Here is a 17,962-nt window from a genome sequence, read left to right as displayed (position 1 = left end):
GAACCGCTTTACAGAATTTCAAGCACCGCCTCGGGCGGGCGGCCGATGGCGGCCTTGTCGCCGTTCACGACGATCGGCCGCTCCATGAGAATAGGGTTTTCAGCAATGGCGTCGATTAGCGCCGATTCAGCTTTGGCGTTATTAAGGTCAAGCTCGATATAGGGCGCTTCTTTAACGCGCATCATGCCCCTTGCTGACTTTAATCCCAGTTTGGCGACGAGTGATTTCAAGACTGCCTTTGAGGGCGGGTTCTCTAGATACAGCACCACCTCCGGCTCTATGCTTTTTTCCTGCAACAAGGACAGCGTCTGGCGGGATTTCGAACAGCGCGGATTATGATAGATCGTAACGGTCATTTTCACCCTATACAGATAGTCTGTATCCGCCGCTTTCTGTCAGAAGAATAGATGCGTTCGACGGATCCGGTTCAATTTTCTGACGCAAACGATAGACATGAGTCTCTAGCGTATGAGTCGTAACGCCGGAATTATATCCCCATACCTCATCTAAGAGAATATCCCGCGTCACCGGCTTGCCCCCGGCGCGATAGAGAAATTTCAGAATTGATGTTTCCTTTTCTGTCAGCCGGATCTTTTTGTCCTCGGCCGTCACAAGCATTTTCACCGCCGGGCGAAACTCGTAGGGGCCGACCTTGAAAACAGCGTCTTCGCTTTGTTCGTGGCTACGCAAATGCGCGCGCAATCGCGCCAATAATACGCTGAACTTGAACGGCTTGGAGACATAGTCATTCGCGCCAGCGTCCAGCCCGAGAATCGTGTCCGCCTCACTATCCGCGCCCGTCAACATGATGATGGGAGACTTGAACCCGTTCTTGCGCATGATCCGGCATGCTTCACGTCCGTCCATATCCGGCAGCCCGACATCCAGAAGCATGAGATCTATATGCGCTTCTTCCCTTACCCGATCGATGGCATCGGCAGCGGTCGCTACAGGTTCGACGGCAAACTCGTCGTGCACGCTGAATTGATCAATCAGCGTGTCGCGTAAGAGCTCGTCATCATCGACCAGCAAAATCTTCTTAACCCGGTTCATGGCTATCCCGCTTTTTTCCTGTGAATTCACCGGGCGTCATAGCGCCGATGAAGGCGAAATTAAAACTCACAACACACACAACTTTTCGTTAGGCGTCGGTGACTAAGGCTTCTTAGGCCGCGGGCCAAAGATGGCCGAGCCAATTCGTAGATGGGTCGCGCCCAGTTGTGCTGCAAGCAGATAATCGCCGCTCATGCCCATACTGAGCTTTTTCAGGCCGTTGCGCGCCGCAATTTTCTCCAGGAGGGCGAAATGAGGCGCGGGGTCATCCTTAACCGGTGGAATACACATCAGGCCCTCTATATCGAGACCAAGCTTTTTGCACTCTTTCAGAAAGGCGTCGGCATCTTTTGGAGAAACGCCTGCTTTTTGCGCCTCATCGCCGGTATTTACCTGTATCAGTAGTCGTGGGCGGCGGCTCTGTTTTTCCATCTCCTTCGCCAGCGCCGCGGCGAGTTTTGGCCTGTCGATGCTTTCGATGACGTCAAAAAACGCCACGGCCTCTTTTACCTTGTTTGTTTGCAGCGGACCGATCAACCGCAGTTCAATACCCGAAAACTCCTCACGGAGCTTTGGCCACTTCGACATGGCTTCCTGAACGCGGTTTTCCCCGAACACGCGGTGGCCGACATTAAGGACTGGCCTGATGCGTTCCAGATCATGTTGCTTGGAGACCGCCGTGATCACAACGGATTCCGCAGGCCTGCCCGCTTCCTTCAGCGCGTCTTCTATTTCCGTCTTGATTGCGCTGAGATTTGCTGCAGGGTCGATCGCGTCTTTACCAAGAGAGGCGTTTTGACTGGACTGAGACATCAAGGGCTCCGAATGCGTGCGGCCAAGCTAGCAGCGGCGGCGCTCGCGCTCAAACGTTGTTCAGGGGCGGCGGCGCCATTCCATCTCGCCTTTATGACAGATCAAGAGCGTGCGCCGCACCCGGAATTGATTGCCCGTGCGCTACCCTCCGGCGCCGCCGTCATCTTACGAGACTATGACATGCCGAGGCGGGCGGCACTGGCGGCGCGGTTGCTATCGATTTGCGCGTGTCGCGATCTAAAGCTGATCATTGGCGCCGATATCAGACTAGCGGAAAGCATTGGCGCGGCAGGCGTTCATTATCCCCGCTGGTTCATGCCGGACAGGCGCCCTGGCAACAGGCTCATTGTTTCAGCCGCGTGTCATGACCGTTATGAGCTTGCTCGCGCACGTGAACTTGGCGCTCATGTTGCGCTGTTGTCGCCAGCGTATGCAAGCCATAGCCACATGCGCGCGCCAGGGCTGGGCCCTGAAAACTTCTTAAAACTTGCAGCCACATCAAGTCTGCCTGTACTTGCCCTTGGCGGGGTGAATGAAAAAAACGCGCACTGTCTTGCCGGACCGCAAGTTGTTGGCTTGGCCGCGATTGGCGCCTTTACCGGTTAGGCTTCGCTACCTTCCACCGTTGTCCATACCCCGAGAATGTTGCCCGCAGGGTCACGGAAATGAAACCTGCGCCCGCCGGGAAAATCATGTCTTTCGACAATTTCGCCACCGGCATCGACGACGCGTTTTTCGCTCTCCTCAAGATTATCCGCGTAAAGAATAGTGAGCGAAGATCCCTCGACCGGCTTTTCTCCGCCCCTGAAACCACCATCAAGCCCGGCGCCGGAAAATGATATGTAAGTATCGCCCCAGTCCTGAAATTCCCAGCCGAAGGCGGCGGCGTAAAAAGCCTTCACAACGCTTAAGTCTTCTGCAGCGAACTCGACATAGTCCACATGATTGTTGGTTTGCGCCATGACGCTTCTCCCCTTGTTTGACGCTGCATTTTGCCGTTTGACAAAAAAGAACATAACAGGAACATGACGCCGGGGCAATTCTTTAGTGCATGCAAAAAAAACGGGGCGGCCAGATGGCCGCCCCGATTTATATCCCCTCTAAGCAATGTAGGCGCTTAGAATTTTTAAAATTTGATCGAGCTTTCGATCACGACCGTGGCGGCTTCTTCAGGTCCGCCTGCAGCCACTGGTTTCTTGGACTCGACATATTGGGCGGCGGCGCCGACCGTAATGCCCCTGCCAAGAACATAGGTAACGCCCGCTTGAGCAGAGCGCGTATCCCGGAAAAGAGTTGGATCAATCGGATCGGAACCGATTGTGCTGGCTTCGGACTGGCCGACGCCAAGCATGAACGCCACATCGCCGGACTCTTCACCCGTACGGAATGTGACCCCGGCGTCAAACGCCAAATAACCATCATCCTCAAGCGAAGCGAGGCCGGCATTTGTCGTTTTCACAGAGCCGCCCAGCGTGATGCCGCGATAGGCGAGATTAAGGCCGACTGAATACGCTTCGTAATCGTCAAAGGCCGTAGACAGCGTACGCGTGTCTTCGGTTGCGCGTACGAAGCTGGCGCCCAGGCCGACAAACAGCCTGTCAGAGCCGCCAACGCCAATGCCCTTTTCGTAATAGAGAGCCGCTTCAACCGCGTCGTCCCATTTGCTTGTCTCGGAGAGCATCACTCCTTCGGGCGAGACGATGAAACCGGACTCCGGCGCACACAAAAGATCGCCGCATTCGCGCAGAACCGGTGAATAGGAAACGCCGAGCTGTAATCCACCAAAGACGCCGCCGAGGAAGTTCGCCGGCGGCATATATGTCACCTTGGTGGCATAGCCCGTAAAATCATTGACCGTATGAATGTCGTTCAAACCGGAAAGATCCGTCTGCCAATCATTTATATTGACAGCCGAAAAGATGGTCGGCGACTTCACCGCCAACATGCGCGCAACGCCCTGGTCACGACCAACAATCAACTGACCGAACGAACCTTTAGCGTAAGCATAGGCGCCCTGCAGATAAACATCGCTTTCTGCGGGAGCGATGCCGCGCGGCCCGCCGTTCAGCAGACTTGAATATCGTCCGCCCCCGAACATTTGGCGTGGCTGATCGCCGTCAAGGCGCGCCATGACGCCCGCGCCGATTTCAATACCGTTGTTAAGAATGCTTGAGCCTTTGACGTGCACCTCGGCGTTGGCGTCAGCTTTCGCCTCACCATCAACAAGCCCCACGGCGGCGCTCGCCTCGCCATCGACTTCGATTTTGACCGGGTCCGCAGCATGCGCAACGCCTGCGCCCAACGTCCCCGATAGCAGGGCCGCAGCGCATACGCTTAACGTTGCTGTGCGAAGGCCAGTCATAAATCTGTTCGTCACCACTCTCAATTTCGCCCGGCGCACATTAGCACGTCCGCGTTGTTTCGTTTCTTCGCGCCCGAAACAGTTCTTCCCGTGAACCGTTCCTGACAAACCCCAACCTTCCCCACAAAGGCCAGCGTCATCTCCCAACGCAACACCCCGAGCGTCTCAAAGCGTCATGCCGTCCCTTTTGATCCTGCGCTTTCGCGCCTAAATCGTTCAAGTCCCGGGCCAACCCCTTACCTTTGGCCGGTTCCCGCAAAAGGGTTAACGGCATAAAGTTAACAGCTTTATGACGTTCAGACATAATGGCGCCGCCCAAAGCGGGGTTCAAGCAAACCTAAGGCCCCCCGTTGTGTAATTGCCGGTTTGTGGTAGGAAAGCCACGGCTTTTGCGCGATTGCTCAAGGCCGCCCCTCCGAAATAACGGGCGAAGAACAGGATTTCCTTGTATGAAACCGGAAAACATCAGTGTAATCAAGGTATTAGCGCTAGCGGCCGGCGCGGCGGTCTTGGCGGCCTGCGGCGGCAACAGTGCCGAAAGGGATCGCAACGCGACATTGGCCGATTATAAGTCCGGCCGTGGCGCCCAGGCGACCACTGTGAACCGTTATCTTTGGGCGGCCTCTCTTGAAACGCTTGATTTTCTGCCGGTTTTTTCCGCCGACCCGATCGCCGGTCTGGTGATTACCGACTGGTACGTCAATCCCGAGATCCCGAATGAACGCTTCAAGACGAATGTCTACATTCTGGACAGCGCGCTGAGAGCTGACGCGTTGCGCGTCTCCGTCTTTCGCCAGCAAAAAGGCGAGGACGGGCAATGGACGGATGCGACGGTCAATCCAGCCACAGCCCGCGAGATTGAAAACGCCATCCTCACCCGCGCACGCCAGCTACGACTTAACGTCATCGACGACTAGCGTTCAGCGTCAGATCAGTTAACAAACGGCGCTTTAAAGCGCCGTTTTTTATTGCCGGAAAAGCAACATGTCCCGCTACAACCCGAAAGAATCAGAACCGCAATGGCAGGCCCGCTGGAACGAGGCGAAGGCGTTCGAAACGCGTGATGACGATGCACGCCCGAAATATTACGTCCTCGAAATGTTCCCGTATCCGTCAGGGCGTATCCATATCGGACACGTACGCAATTACGCCATGGGCGACGTTATCGCGCGATACAAACGGGCCTGCGGATTTAACGTGCTGCATCCCATGGGCTGGGACGCCTTTGGCATGCCGGCGGAAAATGCAGCCATGCAAACCGGATCACATCCCGCCAAATGGACCTACGGCAATATCGATATCATGCGCGGTCAGCTCAAGAAAATGGGGCTGGCGATCGATTGGAGCCGGGAGTTCGCCACTTGCGATCCGGAGTATTACGCACACCAACAAAGAATGTTTCTGGCTTTCTGGAGGCATGGTTTCGCCTATCGGAAAGAAAGTCTCGTCAACTGGGACCCGGTCGATCAGACCGTGCTGGCGAACGAACAGGTGATCGACGGCAAGGGCTGGCGGTCTGGCGCAAGTGTAGAGCGGCGACAGCTTTCTCAATGGTTTTTCAAGATCACTGATGAGGCTGAAGATTTGTTGGCGGCGCTGGACGACGGACGGCTTTCGGGCTGGCCTGAGAATGTCCGCTTGATGCAGCGTAACTGGATCGGCAAGTCCAAAGGTCTGGCGATGCGGTTTCCTTTCGCTGCCTCGCGCGAAGGCGCAAACACTGAAAACACAACGCCGCCGCAAGGGTTTGAAGACGGGATCGAGATTTTTACGACCCGGCCGGACACGCTGTTCGGCGCGAGCTTCATCGCCATTTCGCCTGATCATCCGCTGGCCGCGAAACTGGCGGAGAACGATAATGATCTCGCGGCTTTTATCGCCGAATGCGCGAGCGCCGGCACCTCGGAGGAAGCAATCGAGAAGGCCGACAAGAAGGGCTATAAGACGGCGCTTGAAACCGGTCACCCGTTCGATGATCGCCGCCTGCCGGTTTACGTGGCGAACTTCGTGTTGATGGGCTACGGCACGGGCGCGATTTTCGGCTGTCCGGCTCATGATCAGCGCGACTTTGACTTCGCAACGAAATACGGCTTGCCAATTCCGCCGGTGGTGTTGCCTGAAGGCGAAGATCCAGCAGCATTCAAACTGGATGGCGAGGCCTATACGGGTTCAGGCTCTATCTTTAATTCAGCGTTTCTGAACGGTCTTTCCATTAATGACGCGATCGCCGCAGCGATCAGAAAAATCGAGGAAATGGGGCTCGGCAAGGGCGTCACCCAATACCGCCTGCGGGACTGGGGTGTCTCTCGCCAGCGTTATTGGGGCTGCCCGATTCCCGCGATCCACTGCGAAAAGTGCGGCATCGTGCCGGTTCCAGAAAAAGACCTGCCGGTGAAGCTGCCTGAAGAGGCTGATTTCTCCGTACCCGGAAACCCGCTCGACCGGCACCCGACCTGGAAGCATGTAGACTGCCCGGAATGCGGCGGGAAAGGCCGGCGTGAGACCGATACATTCGACACTTTTGTTGACAGTTCCTGGTATTTTGCGCGCTTCGCCTCGCAACCCGAAGATAAGCCCACGGATAAGAAAATCGTCGATCAATGGCTGCCCGTGGACCAGTATATCGGTGGCATTGAGCATGCAATTTTGCACCTTCTTTATGCGCGCTATTTTTCCCGCATGATGAAGGCGTGCGGCTATTCATCCGTTGTCGAACCATTCGCCAATTTATTCACGCAAGGCATGGTGGTGCATGCGACGTTTAAAGACCCAGCAACCGGCGAGTGGCTGTTGCCGGAAGAGGTCATTCTTGAGCAAGGCGGAGCAAAGCGCGCCGACAATGGCCAGCCCGTAAAAATCGGCGCCATCGAAAAGATGTCGAAGTCAAAAAAGAACGTGGTCTCGCCGGAGGCCATCGCCGAAACCTACGGCGCCGATGCGGCGCGCTGGTTCATGCTGTCAGATTCGCCGCCTGAGCGCGATGTAGAGTGGACGGATTCAGGCGTTGAAGGCGCGTGGAAACTGGTCAACCGGATCTGGGACGCCATCGAGCCCGCCAAAGACGCCCTTAGGCCCCATGACCTCGCCAACCCGCCAGAAAATATGGAGGAGGCCGGCGTCGCTCTGCGCCGGGCGACCCACGCAGCTATCGCTGGCGTCACCGATGATATCGAGCATTTCAGATTCAATAAAGCCATCGCCCGGATATACGAATTTCTGAATACGCTCAAAAAGACGCCGCCCCTCAAAAAAGAAGACGGCGCGCCGGCGAACAGCGTCAAGGCCGAAGCCTTTGCGCAAGCCGAAGCGCTGGCGGCGCTCACGCGCCTCATTGCACCGTTCACGCCGCATCTTGCCGAAGAATGCTGGGAAACGTTAGGCGGTGAAGGGATGGTCTGCGATGCGCCATGGCCCAAAGCTGATGAAAGTCTGCTCGTCAAGGATGAGATCGTGCTTGGCGTTCAGGTCAACGGCAAGCGTCGCGGCGAAATCGCGGTCGCCGCCGATGCGCCAAATGAGACTGTGGAACAAGCGGCCTTGTCGGACGAGGCCGTAAAGCGTCATATTGACGGCAAGACAATCCGCAAGGTCGTCGTGGTGCCGGGACGGATCGTCAATATCGTGGCGAATTAAGGGAGCCAGGTGATGAGCTGGAGAATATTAGCCGCTTGCGCGTTCTTCGTTCTTTTGCCCGCCTGCGGCTTTCAACCAATTTACGCCACGCAGGAAGGGTCGGCGCCAGTTATCCGTCAGGTTGAGGTTGTCAGTATTGCGGCGCCTGAATCCCTCGTATCCACCCTGACGGACGCCCTCAACGCGCGCATGCCGCCGCAGAGGGGCGTTGAGCAGCGCTACGCGCTTTACCTTCAAACCCGAGAACGCGCTGAACGCCTTGCCGTTCAGATCGACGCCACGGTGACGCGCTATAATTATCGTCTTATCGGCCGTTACACTGTGCTCGACAGGGAAACAGGCGAGCGTTTCCGCGGTGTGGCCCGCGCCGTCACATCATACAATATCGTAAGTTCTCAGTACTCAACGTTATTTGCTGAACGCAAAGCAGTCGAAAAGGCGGCGCAACAGCTTTCTGAAGAAATTGAGCGCGATCTTCTGATCCGGTTTGCCGAACCCCCTGAGAATAGAAGTGATCTCGACCCGGAACAGCTTGATGCTGAATTCGATGACTCCGTCATTCTTGTGGATCCGCGGCGTGGTGAAGTGATCAAGCCCCTAGATGATGACCAATGACAGCCCTTAAAGGCCGCGCCATCAAGGGATTTCTCGAAAAGCGCGACCCGTCAATCTCTGCGATTTTGATCTACGGACCCGACAGCGGGCTTGCGCGGGAACGGGCGGTGAAACTCGCCAGCGATGTCGTGCCCGATCTAAAAGACCCGTTCAATTATCTTGAACTGTCGGACGCGGACCTCAAGGATGAGCCCGGGCGGCTGGCTGACGAGGTCACAGCGCTTTCTTTCAGCGGCGGTGAGCGCGTCATCAGATTGCGGACGAGCGGCGAGGCGGCTGTCAAAGCCGTCACCGCTTTGATCGACGGGCTCGATTCCGGGCATCTGAAACCAAACGGCGTCGTCATCATTGAAGCGGGAGAACTGACGCCGAGTTCCGGATTAAGAAAGGCTTTTGAAAAAGCGGCGCGGGCCGTTGCGCTGCCCTGTTATGCAGACGGGCCTGCTGATGTTCGCGCCATGGCCAAGGATGCGGCGCGTACGGAAGACCTGCGCTTTGAGGATGACGCCCTTGACCTCGTCGTCTCAATTCTGGGTGACGATCATGCCCTGTCGCGTGCTGAAATCGACAAGCTGATCTTATACAAAGGACCAAGAGACACGCGGAACGGGCCGGCGTCCATTTCACTTGACGATGTCCGTGCGACGCTGGCGGACAGTCTTGGCGACGCCATGGATGATACGGCCGCAGCCTGCGCTTACGGCGCGCCATCCCGGCTCGCCAACGCATTGCACAAGGCCGCTACTGCCGGCGCCAGTCCCATTGGGGTTTTGCGCGCATTGCAACGCAAGTTTGCGCGGCTGAAATCCGCAGCGGATTTTATGGATGCTGGCGATAGCCCCGCCACCGCTATGAAAAAACTGCGCCCGCCCGTATTTTTTGCAGAGCAGCGCGCCTTTGAAGATCAACTCTATAAATGGCGCGGCGCCAAACTCGACCGCGCACTCAGAATGCTTGTTGACGCGGAACTTGATGCGAAAACCACGGGCGCGCCTCAACGTGAAATCGTAGAACGGGCCGCGTTGCGCCTGGCGGTTATGGCCCGTCAATAAATTCAACAAGTTCAAGGGTTTTTTGCGTTAAGGCTTTTTTTTACCGTCCCAACATTGTTATATGGTCGGCGAAGGGGAGATCACACAACGAAAGGCGTGGGGTCACGTATGGCGGAAGCCGCCCAGTTACAGATTCAGGACGATATTGCGCGCGCCTTTTCCGTAAAGGCCCAGCGCACGTTTTATCGTGAAAATAACCAAGTTTACGCTATTGTCGGCGCTAATCCTGAACTCAAGGTCGTATCTGACGTCTGGTTCGACCGCTTTGATACGCAGCAAGAATTTCAAGATGTCCTGAAGTATATTTTGAGTTTGTTTCATACCGGCAGATACCGTTACTGGTTAGCTGATTTGCGTTTTCTAAAGTCCGAGTTTGGCGATTCCGAACATTGGCTTGTGAACACGCTCGTACCGGCGATTGTGGGCGCGGGACTTCAACGGGAGGCTGTTGTGTTGCCTGATACGTCGTCGTGCGACGATGTCAAAAAGATGTATTCAACCGCGACGCACGCTCTGGAAGTTTTAGCGGATGAAAAAATTCGCGGATTTCATGACATCGCCCTGGCCCGTCGATGGCTGCTCGAGGGCGAAACGCCTTAAACGCAAAACAGCCGTTATTTCTCCATGCCATTTTACTTAAGTTGACTATTTCAAGTTTACTGATTCACTGTATGTGAAGATGGTTTGAGGGGCGTCGTTTGCTTTTATTCAATAATGTTATAGCGGTATGCCGGTTATTCGCCGGTGTGATCGCAGCGATTTTGACGTTCGCTATCGCCGGGTCAGGCATTAGCGCGCTAGCCGCATCAGAAATCTCGTTCGAAACACGACCCGACTGGGTCGATCGCGTGGACCTGCCGGAAATCAATGATGCGCGCTTAAACCAGGTTCAGGACGGCGTTTATTATCTGGTATCAGACACCCAAGCCCGGATCGAAGATGACCGCTATGTGTTTTACCGGCGGCTTGCAGTTCAAATAACAAACCGGACTGGGCTTGAATCTGCTGCGCGCTTGCAATTCGTTTTTGACCCTCTCGACGATGTATTTTCCGTTCACACAGTAACTTTGCGGCGAGCAGGGCAAACGATCGACAGACTAAATCCCGACAGTTTCATCGTTGCTCGCCAGGAAAGCGATATGGCGAACGGCGTCACCGACGGCAATCTCACGGTGTATGCGGAAATTCCGGATGTAAGGGTCGGCGACGTTGTCGACTACGAGGTAAGCTGGACAAGCCAATCTGCGTTATGGCCCGGCCATTATTCGGATAGCATCTCATCAAGCTGGTCTGTTCCCATCGCCTTTTTTCAGCATCGGATCCTGGCGCCGGCAGCGCTTGACCTGACAATCAAGAACAACAACACGGATTTTGAACCAGAAATTACCAGCGCCAACGATTATCGCGACCTTCGCTGGTGGCGAATTGACCCCGATATTGTTCCGTCGCAGGAGGCAGTGCCGGAAACTTTTTCCAATTGGGGCTATGTTTCTGTTTCGACATTTTCCCGCTGGGGAGAGGTCGTGGACAGCCTGATCGGTGACTACGACGCCAAAAGCGTGCTGCCGCCAGATTTTGCCGCCAACCACAGCTGGTATGCCGAGGACCGCGCTCTTTCGGAAAAAATCACGGCGGCGATCCGGTATGTTCAGGATGAAGTCCGGTATGTAGGTGACGAGACTGGCGTTGGGTCTCACTTGCCTCGCGCTCCTACAGAGGTCATCGCCAGGGGCTGGGGCGATTGTAAAGATAAAAGCCTATTGCTGACGGCAATATTACGCTCGCTAGGCATCGAAGCGTACGTAGCGCTGACAGATGCTGATCAGGGTTATTCGCTGCCACAGGCGGCGCCGTCTCCTTATGCCTTCGATCATGCGATCGTCGTCTACATTGTTGACGGAGTAACGTATTGGAACGATCCGACCAGCTATGATCAGGGCGGGGTTTTTCCTGACATTGCTCAACCAGTCTACGGATATGGACTGCCCCTGAAGGCTGGAAACGGCGCTTTATGGGAGATGACGCCACCTGGAGTTAGCGCGCCTGAGAAAGTCGTTCAGGAGATATTCGATTTCTCTGAATTCAATTCAGCGGGAGTCGGGCTTGAAGTCGTATCTACTTATGTCGGCAGACAGGCGGATTCTTTCAGGCGGATTCTTGCAACAAGCTCGCCTCATCAGCTCGCCCAGGATTATCTCAGTTATTACCAAGGCCAGTACCCCGGAATTACCGCCGTTTCAGATATGGCTATTGACGATGATCGTGACGCCAACCGAGTCAAAGTTATTGAAACGTATTATTTTGAGCGCGAGCACTATGCAGAAAAGCCGCTCGAAACGGCGTTTCCGCTGCGGGCTGATGCTGTTCTTGGCGTCTTGTCAGAGGTGAATTTCACCAGCCGAACCGCTCCTGTTGCTTTGCCTTATCCAGTTGATTATAAACACATTTTCACACTGAAAACGGTTTCAGATTTTGAGGGTCCGAAAAAGTTCAGTCACAAATCCGATTTTTTAGACTTCGAGCGCATGCACGAAACCAGCGGCGTTGATACGAACATTATCTATCGGATGACAACCAAAGCCATAGAGGCGCCGGTTGATATGTCTACGGACTATCAGTCGGTGATAGATGACCTTAATGACTATGGCGCTCTTGAATTCACTTATGGCGCTGACGCTTTAGATGAAGAAATTGGCGTTTGGGAAGCGGTCGGCGTCCTCGTCGGCCTAGCCGTTATCGTCTACCTGATCATTGCAATCGTCGCTCAGTTAAAACGCGATGAGGCTTTGATGGAGACGTCCGTTTTTTACCCTGTGTCCATGACCAAATTCGTTATTTTGAACGTCGCAACATTCGGATACTACGGGATTTTTTGGATGTGGCGCTGCTGGCGGTGGGTTAAGTTCCGCGAGGAGCGCGCAATAATGCCGTTCTGGCGCGCTTTTTTCTCTTTCATTTGGTTTTACCCGCTTTTCTCAGAAATTCGAGATCATCAGTCGAGCCATAAAACGCGGGTATTTATCGGCGTAACTTTGGCGGTCGCATATGTTGTTTTTTACTTCGCGGGCAACATCGCAGACGCAGTCTACGAAGGGGGCCCTTTGATATCTTTGAGTTTTTCAATGCTGTCGGGTATTACTTTTCTGTTCACCATGCCGCTCGTTAGATGGGTGAATCACCTCAACACTGAAAGTCCTGTGATATTGGAACGAAATTCCCGTTGGACAGGCCACACTTTTGGGGCACTCATGTTCGGCGGCGTGTTGTGGGGGTTTATCGTTTGGGCGTCTTACCTGTAGAGTATACTCTTTATACTGATAGATTTACGTTTACGCCCTCGCGCCCATCAGGCGGCGGCAGATGTCGTCAAGCTGATCGAGCGTGAGGTAGTTTAGGGTTACAGAACCGGACCCTTTCTTCGCATGCTCAATCGCTACTTCCAGCCCCAAAATGGCGGAAAGATCGCGTTCCAAGGCGCGCGTGTCGGCGTCTTTAGGAGCTGACGAAACCTTTGTATTGCCTTTGCTTTTCCCGTTCTTGCCACCGGTTGAGGCAGACCTGATCTCGCCTTCAGCCTCCCGGATCAGCGCTTCGGTCTCTCGCACGGAAAGATCGCGTTTGAGCACAATCGAGCAGGCCTGGTCCGGCGCCGAAGACCCGAGGAGCGCGCGGGCATGGCCCATGGTAATGGCGCCGGCGGAAAGGGCGTCGATGGCTTTTTGCGGCAGGTTCAAAAGCCGCATGATGTTCGCCACATGGCTTCTGGATTTGCCGACCGCTTTCGCAATCTCATCCTGGGTTCGGCCAAAGGCGTCAGCCAGACGGCGATAGGCGGCGGCTTCTTCAACCGGATTCAGATCGACCCGCTGGACATTTTCAATGAGGGCGATTTCCGCCGTCTCTTCATCTGTCAGCTCACGGATGATTACCGGGACAGCATGCAGTTTCGCTTTTTGGGCGGCACGCCAGCGGCGTTCGCCGGCGACAATCTCGTATTGGTCTTTACCCTTTGGGCGCACCAAAATCGGCTGCAGCAAACCTTTCGCGGAGATAGACGCGGCCAGCTCCTCTATCGCATCCTTATCGAAGATGCGGCGCGGCTGATCAGCGCTTGGCTTTAGAAACTCGATAGGCAATTCGCGCTTGGGGCCGGAAGACGGCTCCGCCTGTTCCGATGCTTGCGCTGACCCCTTTCGCTCGCGCGGGGCATCGCCGAGAAGGGCGTCGAGACCGCGACCTAACCCCTTGTTTCCGCTTTTCTTTTTTGCCGCTACGGCCATCTGTCAATCCTCCCTCAAGCCGCCTTTTGACGCTGGCGCTCGCGCTGAATGACCTCGGACGCAAGCTGGATATAGGCCTGGCTGCCCGGACATTTCAGGTCATACAAAAGCGCCGGCTTACCGTGGCTCGGCGCTTCGGAAATCCGCACATTTCGCGGGATCACGGTTCGGTAGACCTTGTCTTGCAAATGCGCTCGCACATCATCCTCAACCTGGTTGGTGAGGTTGTTGCGCCGGTCGTGCATGGTGAGGACTACCCCCTGAAGTTCGAGCGCCGTATTAATTCGTGTACGCACCGTTTCAATTGTGCGCATGATCTGGCTGAGACCTTCAAGCGCAAAGAACTCACACTGCAGCGGGATCATCACCGCCTGGGCGGCGGCGAGGGCGTTGATGGTGAGCAAACTCAGCGACGGCGGACAATCGATCAGCACATAGGTCATCCCGGCGCCTTTTTCGCTCGCCGAGAACTCTTCGAGCGCATCGGCGAGCCGGAAATGCCTTCTGTCCGCTTCGATGAGCTCAATTTCCGCGCCAGCGAGGTCGACACCAGCGGGCGCAAGGCACAAGCCCGGTATGTCCGTCTCGGTGACGGCGGCTTCGAGCCGGTAATCCCCGGATAACACCTCATAGGTGGTAACGCCCCGGTCGGCAGCGGATATGCCAAGGCCGGTAGAGGCGTTCCCCTGCGGGTCGAGATCGATGAGCAGCACTTTTTCGCCGACCGCCGCCAGCGCCGTCGATAAATTGATCGCCGTAGTGGTCTTGCCGACACCGCCCTTCTGGTTGGCGACCGCAAGAATTCTTGGAGATGAGGCAGGGCGATTAGCGGGCACGCGCAAGATTTCCGATCTCTAAAATAGTCGCGTCAGGGCTCGTTTGGCTCTGATGGCGGGTGACATCCATAGTCCAAGATTTAGCGGCTTCGGTCAATTCAACCTCAACATCTTGTCCTTTTAGTAAGAAATACCGTGTGCTTTTGCCTTGTATTCCAGCGCCGTAGCCAAGCAATTTATCAAGCCGGGCGAGGGCTCTTGCGGTGATGACGTCTGGCGGCGCCGACAGCACTACCGATTCGATCCGCGCCGGTATGACTTTCAAATTTCTCAAACCCATAGCCTCGCCGGCGGCGGTTAGGAAAGCAGCTTTTTTCCCCGTGGATTCGATCAGCGTGACTTTCGCTTTCGGGCGCATGGCCGCCAGGACAAGGCCGGGGAACCCGGCGCCGGACCCGAGATCGGCAATGGACTTTGCGCCTTCGGGCAGCAATGGCGCGACCTGAGCGGAGTCAAGGAAATGCCGATGCCATCGGTCTTTTATGGTCGAGCGCGCGATCAGATTGTGCCGCTCTGACCAATCCGTCAGTACACGGTCCATCTCTAAAAGGCGGTCCAATGTTTCACGTGAAACATTTGTTTCGGCGGCAAACTCTTCCGGCGTCATGCGCTGGCGGCTCCACGCTTTTTCATGTGCGCCAGGAGTAGGGCTAACGCGGCCGGCGTCACCCCCTCGATGCGGCCAGCCTGACCAAGGGTCGCCGGGCGCGCATCGACGAGCTTTTGACGCACTTCGTTCGAGAGCCCTTTGATCTCTGAATAGTCAAGATCGGCCGGCAGCTTTAGGGATTCGTCTTTTTTGAAGGCGATGATGTCCGCTTCCTGCCGATGAAGATACCCTGCGTAAAGCGCGTCAAAACTCAATTGTTCCGCTACCGCAACGGGCATCTCGCCAATCTCGGGCCAAATCTCGCCAAGCGCAGCCAGATCGACGCCAGGCAGGGCCAACAGATCGAGAACCGAACGCCGCCGGCCATCCTTATTGAGCTTGAGCCCATATTTTTCGCCCTCATTGGGCGTGATGGTCGTCTCGCGCGCCCATTCTCTCGCTGTTCCCAGCGCTGCCTGTTTCACGTGGAACGCTTCGGCGCGATCTGCGCCCACTATACCCTCAGCGATCCCGATCGGCGTCAGGCGCTGGTCGGCGTTGTCGGCCCTCAGGGTCAGCCGATACTCCGCCCGGCTTGTAAACATCCGATACGGTTCTGTGACTCCGTGTGTTACAAGGTCATCGATCATAACGCCCACATAGGCTTCTGACCGGTCAAGAATGAATGGATCGCCTCCCGCAGCCTTACGCGCCGCATTGACGCCAGCCATCAGACCTTGCGCAGCCGCCTCTTCATAACCGGTGGTGCCATTGATCTGTCCCGCCAGATACAGGCCAGGAAGGGCCTTGGTTTCGAGCGTCGCGCTCAGCTCACGCGGATCCACATAGTCATACTCAATAGCGTAGCCATAGCGGACGACCTCCGCCATCTCGAGGCCGGGAATGGTCTTGAGAAATGCCGCCTGCACGTTCTCAGGCAGGGAGGTCGATATTCCGTTCGGATAGACCGTATGATCGTCCAGCCCTTCCGGCTCCAGGAATATCTGATGGCTTTCGCGCTCTGCGAACCGCACCACCTTGTCTTCGATGGACGGACAGTACCTAGGGCCACGGCCCGAAATGCCCCCGCCATAAACAGCGGATTTTCCGATATTTTCCTCAATGATCCGGTGCGTTTCGGCGTTCGTGAAGGTGATGCCGCAATGAATCTGCGGGACCACGATCCGTTCCGTCAGAAAGGAGAACGGGACGGGGGCCTCATCCGCCGGCTGCATCTCCAACCGCTCCCAATCGATGGTTCGACCGTCGAGCCGAGCAGGGGTGCCGGTTTTAAGCCGGCCCATTTTCAGGCCCAATCCGTAAAGCCGTTCGGAAAGACCGACTGACGGCGCTTCCACTCCGTCACCCCAGCTCTTATCTGACGCGCGGGAATTCGCCCGGCCCGCCGGGATGCGCCGGTCGCCGATGTGAATGACGCCTTTGAGGAACGTGCCCGTCGTAAGGACGACTGCGCTTGCACCGATTTCCGCTCCCTCAGCGGTGACCACGCCCCGGACTGTTCCACGTGGAACAGTCTCATCAACGAGCAGGTCCTCTACCGCCGCCTCAAGGATGTCGAGGCCGGGATACTCCGCCAGCAGCGCTTGCATGGTCTCGCGGTAGAGCTTGCGGTCAGCCTGGGCACGGGGCCCGCGCACCGCTGGCCCCTTGGAGCGGTTCAGCATCCGGAACTGTATGCCCGCCCGGTCAATAACCCGGCCCATCAGGCCGTCCAGCGCATCGACCTCGCGCACCAGATGGCCCTTGCCGAGCCCACCGATGGCCGGGTTGCAAGACATCTCACCGATTGTGTCTTTCCGATGGGTGGCGAGAAGGGTTCTCGCGCCAGCCCTCGCCGCCGCTGCAGCCGCTTCACACCCGGCGTGTCCGCCGCCTATCACAATGACATCGTAGTCTTTCATCTCACGCCTCTGGCGCCGCCATATAGGCGGTCATCAACGACATTGCACCCGCAAAATTGCGCGGGCGGTGTTTCACGTGAAACAATGTTGTCCGGCTAGAGCAACCCGCAGGAAACGCCGGCAAGGATCAAAATCAACAGCCACAGGCTGCAATTCATCATCGGCGGGCCATGATCGTTAAAAACCTCGGCCCATTGCTCTGCATTACTGGCGCTTGAGGCGTCCCTCCAGAACCGATGTCCAACCCGAAAGCAGACAAAGCCTACCGCCGCGAACAGCGCCAGACCGATCCAGAAGAACTCGCTTGCCGGGGTTACACACATATTGCGTTCCCTAGCATCCAGCGATTTCAAATTCGTTTCACGACAAACAGTCTAAGGCCGCCGGATAGGGCGGGGATGAGATTTAATGTCACGATTTGTTACGACGTTTGAACGCCCGCCTTTACATTTCGGCAACCATGGCCCGCAGGTCACAGCGTCAGGCATGGTTGCTGCAGTAGTGCCAGAAAGATTTTGCGCAACATAAGAAGAAGGGGTTTTCTCATGGCGCAGCGGCAATTCGTCAGTCCCGAACGCAAAACGCTCTTTGGCGCGGCAGAGACGCCAAAGCCGGTCAAAAAACCGGTGACGCTCCAGGAGCAGATATCCGACCGGCTTGTCGAAAAATATCAGAATTACGAGCGGGCGGCGATGCGGCTGGACCTGCGCGGCGAGCATGACGCCGCCGAAGTCCTCAAAAAGGCCGCCGCGCGCCTGCGCCTGATCCGGAATACTGGCGCGGATGCCGAAGAAGACCTCTTCTGAC

18 protein-coding genes are annotated in these 17,962 nt (G+C 56.1%); 8 read left to right on the top strand and 10 right to left on the bottom strand.

Annotated elements, in window-relative coordinates; translation table 11 throughout:
• Window positions 1-8: 8 nt before the first annotated feature.
• From arsC to PUV54_RS06210, 3 genes are all read right to left on the bottom strand, one after another.
• Window positions 9-356, bottom strand: coding sequence for an arsenate reductase (glutaredoxin) (arsC, locus tag PUV54_RS06220; protein WP_274494734.1), 348 nt, complete (start codon window positions 354-356; stop codon window positions 9-11).
• Between the two features lie 7 nt (window positions 357-363).
• Window positions 364-1,053: a response regulator transcription factor gene (locus tag PUV54_RS06215; protein WP_274494732.1), complete on the bottom strand. Its 690-nt coding sequence runs from the start codon at window positions 1,051-1,053 to the stop codon at window positions 364-366.
• A 102-nt stretch (window positions 1,054-1,155) separates the two neighbouring features.
• Window positions 1,156-1,866, bottom strand: a complete 711-nt coding sequence (locus PUV54_RS06210) for a YggS family pyridoxal phosphate-dependent enzyme (protein ID WP_274494731.1) — start codon at window positions 1,864-1,866, stop codon at window positions 1,156-1,158.
• Window positions 1,867-1,878: 12 nt separating this feature from the next.
• Between PUV54_RS06210 and PUV54_RS06205 the strand changes: the two genes are divergently transcribed.
• The gene (locus tag PUV54_RS06205; protein WP_274494730.1) at window positions 1,879-2,472 is read left to right on the top strand and encodes a thiamine phosphate synthase; all 594 of its coding nucleotides are present in this window, start codon (window positions 1,879-1,881) and stop codon (window positions 2,470-2,472) included.
• Here the strand turns inward: PUV54_RS06205 and PUV54_RS06200 are convergent.
• Window positions 2,469-2,828: a VOC family protein gene (locus tag PUV54_RS06200; protein ID WP_274494729.1), complete on the bottom strand. Its 360-nt coding sequence runs from the start codon at window positions 2,826-2,828 to the stop codon at window positions 2,469-2,471. The genes PUV54_RS06205 and PUV54_RS06200 overlap by 4 nt on opposite strands.
• Window positions 2,829-2,992: 164 nt before the next feature.
• The gene (locus PUV54_RS06195) at window positions 2,993-4,228 is read right to left on the bottom strand and encodes a porin (protein ID WP_274494728.1); all 1,236 of its coding nucleotides are present in this window, start codon (window positions 4,226-4,228) and stop codon (window positions 2,993-2,995) included.
• Between the two features lie 449 nt (window positions 4,229-4,677).
• Here PUV54_RS06195 and PUV54_RS06190 point away from each other — a divergent pair, with 449 nt between their 5' ends.
• The 6 genes from PUV54_RS06190 to PUV54_RS06165 all read left to right on the top strand — a co-directional run bounded on the left by PUV54_RS06190 (window position 4,678) and on the right by PUV54_RS06165 (window position 12,827).
• Window positions 4,678-5,145 carry a DUF3576 domain-containing protein gene (locus PUV54_RS06190; RefSeq protein ID WP_274494727.1) on the top strand — a complete coding sequence of 156 codons (468 nt, stop codon included), beginning with the start codon at window positions 4,678-4,680 and terminating at the stop codon, window positions 5,143-5,145.
• A gap of 67 nt (window positions 5,146-5,212) precedes the next feature.
• Window positions 5,213-7,861, top strand: coding sequence for a leucine--tRNA ligase (leuS, locus tag PUV54_RS06185; protein ID WP_274494726.1), 2,649 nt, complete (start codon window positions 5,213-5,215; stop codon window positions 7,859-7,861).
• 12 nt (window positions 7,862-7,873) lie between these two features.
• Window positions 7,874-8,476: a hypothetical protein gene (locus PUV54_RS06180; protein WP_274494725.1), complete on the top strand. Its 603-nt coding sequence runs from the start codon at window positions 7,874-7,876 to the stop codon at window positions 8,474-8,476.
• Window positions 8,473-9,528, top strand: coding sequence for a DNA polymerase III subunit delta (gene holA, locus PUV54_RS06175; protein WP_274494724.1), 1,056 nt, complete (start codon window positions 8,473-8,475; stop codon window positions 9,526-9,528). The genes PUV54_RS06180 and holA overlap by 4 nt, the downstream gene beginning before the upstream one ends.
• 108 nt (window positions 9,529-9,636) lie before the next feature.
• Window positions 9,637-10,128, top strand: a complete 492-nt coding sequence (locus PUV54_RS06170) for a hypothetical protein (RefSeq protein WP_274494723.1) — start codon at window positions 9,637-9,639, stop codon at window positions 10,126-10,128.
• Between the two features lie 98 nt (window positions 10,129-10,226).
• Entirely contained in the window at window positions 10,227-12,827 is a 2,601-nt protein-coding gene (locus PUV54_RS06165) for a DUF3857 domain-containing transglutaminase family protein (protein ID WP_274494722.1), read from the top strand.
• Between the two features lie 30 nt (window positions 12,828-12,857).
• Here PUV54_RS06165 and PUV54_RS06160 read toward each other — a convergent pair whose 3' ends face one another.
• The 5 genes from PUV54_RS06160 to PUV54_RS06140 form a co-directional block, all read right to left on the bottom strand.
• The gene (locus PUV54_RS06160) at window positions 12,858-13,808 is read right to left on the bottom strand and encodes a ParB/RepB/Spo0J family partition protein (protein WP_274494721.1); all 951 of its coding nucleotides are present in this window, start codon (window positions 13,806-13,808) and stop codon (window positions 12,858-12,860) included.
• Between the two features lie 14 nt (window positions 13,809-13,822).
• Window positions 13,823-14,644 carry a ParA family protein gene (locus PUV54_RS06155; RefSeq protein WP_274494720.1) on the bottom strand — a complete coding sequence of 274 codons (822 nt, stop codon included), beginning with the start codon at window positions 14,642-14,644 and terminating at the stop codon, window positions 13,823-13,825.
• Window positions 14,634-15,251 carry a 16S rRNA (guanine(527)-N(7))-methyltransferase RsmG gene (gene rsmG / locus PUV54_RS06150; RefSeq protein WP_274494719.1) on the bottom strand — a complete coding sequence of 206 codons (618 nt, stop codon included), beginning with the start codon at window positions 15,249-15,251 and terminating at the stop codon, window positions 14,634-14,636. Before rsmG ends, PUV54_RS06155 begins: the two co-directional genes overlap by 11 nt.
• On the bottom strand, window positions 15,248-17,155 hold the full coding sequence (gene mnmG, locus PUV54_RS06145; protein WP_274494718.1) for a tRNA uridine-5-carboxymethylaminomethyl(34) synthesis enzyme MnmG: 1,908 nt from the start codon (window positions 17,153-17,155) through the stop codon (window positions 15,248-15,250). Before mnmG ends, rsmG begins: the two co-directional genes overlap by 4 nt.
• Before the next feature lie 95 nt (window positions 17,156-17,250).
• The gene (locus tag PUV54_RS06140; RefSeq protein WP_274494717.1) at window positions 17,251-17,478 is read right to left on the bottom strand and encodes a hypothetical protein; all 228 of its coding nucleotides are present in this window, start codon (window positions 17,476-17,478) and stop codon (window positions 17,251-17,253) included.
• A 222-nt stretch (window positions 17,479-17,700) separates the two neighbouring features.
• On the opposite strand from PUV54_RS06140, the gene PUV54_RS06135 reads away from it, so the two are divergent.
• Window positions 17,701-17,961 carry a hypothetical protein gene (locus PUV54_RS06135; RefSeq protein ID WP_274494716.1) on the top strand — a complete coding sequence of 87 codons (261 nt, stop codon included), beginning with the start codon at window positions 17,701-17,703 and terminating at the stop codon, window positions 17,959-17,961.
• Window position 17,962: the final 1 nt, after the last annotated feature.

This window comes from Hyphococcus flavus, assembly GCF_028748065.1.
GTDB lineage: Bacteria > Pseudomonadota > Alphaproteobacteria > Caulobacterales > Parvularculaceae > Hyphococcus > Hyphococcus flavus.
Note: the sequence above shows the minus strand (reverse complement) of the source record. Positions and strands in the feature narration are given on the sequence as shown.

Excerpts from the sequence above, each read along its gene's own strand:
- PUV54_RS06215 (WP_274494732.1), bottom strand. The coding sequence starts at position 1,053 with ATGAACCGGGTTAAGAAGATTTTGCTGGTCGATGATGACGAGCTCTTA.
- leuS (WP_274494726.1), top strand. The coding sequence starts at position 5,213 with ATGTCCCGCTACAACCCGAAAGAATCAGAACCGCAATGGCAGGCCCGC.
- PUV54_RS06140 (WP_274494717.1), bottom strand. The coding sequence starts at position 17,478 with ATGTGTGTAACCCCGGCAAGCGAGTTCTTCTGGATCGGTCTGGCGCTG.
- arsC (WP_274494734.1), bottom strand. The coding sequence starts at position 356 with ATGACCGTTACGATCTATCATAATCCGCGCTGTTCGAAATCCCGCCAG.
- PUV54_RS06160 (WP_274494721.1), bottom strand. The coding sequence starts at position 13,808 with ATGGCCGTAGCGGCAAAAAAGAAAAGCGGAAACAAGGGGTTAGGTCGC.
- PUV54_RS06135 (WP_274494716.1), top strand. The coding sequence starts at position 17,701 with ATGGCGCAGCGGCAATTCGTCAGTCCCGAACGCAAAACGCTCTTTGGC.
- holA (WP_274494724.1), top strand. The coding sequence starts at position 8,473 with ATGACAGCCCTTAAAGGCCGCGCCATCAAGGGATTTCTCGAAAAGCGC.
- PUV54_RS06200 (WP_274494729.1), bottom strand. The coding sequence starts at position 2,828 with ATGGCGCAAACCAACAATCATGTGGACTATGTCGAGTTCGCTGCAGAA.
- PUV54_RS06195 (WP_274494728.1), bottom strand. The coding sequence starts at position 4,228 with ATGACTGGCCTTCGCACAGCAACGTTAAGCGTATGCGCTGCGGCCCTG.
- PUV54_RS06190 (WP_274494727.1), top strand. The coding sequence starts at position 4,678 with ATGAAACCGGAAAACATCAGTGTAATCAAGGTATTAGCGCTAGCGGCC.
- PUV54_RS06210 (WP_274494731.1), bottom strand. The coding sequence starts at position 1,866 with ATGTCTCAGTCCAGTCAAAACGCCTCTCTTGGTAAAGACGCGATCGAC.
- rsmG (WP_274494719.1), bottom strand. The coding sequence starts at position 15,251 with ATGACGCCGGAAGAGTTTGCCGCCGAAACAAATGTTTCACGTGAAACA.
- mnmG (WP_274494718.1), bottom strand. The coding sequence starts at position 17,155 with ATGAAAGACTACGATGTCATTGTGATAGGCGGCGGACACGCCGGGTGT.
- PUV54_RS06205 (WP_274494730.1), top strand. The coding sequence starts at position 1,879 with ATGCGTGCGGCCAAGCTAGCAGCGGCGGCGCTCGCGCTCAAACGTTGT.
- PUV54_RS06170 (WP_274494723.1), top strand. The coding sequence starts at position 9,637 with ATGGCGGAAGCCGCCCAGTTACAGATTCAGGACGATATTGCGCGCGCC.
- PUV54_RS06180 (WP_274494725.1), top strand. The coding sequence starts at position 7,874 with ATGAGCTGGAGAATATTAGCCGCTTGCGCGTTCTTCGTTCTTTTGCCC.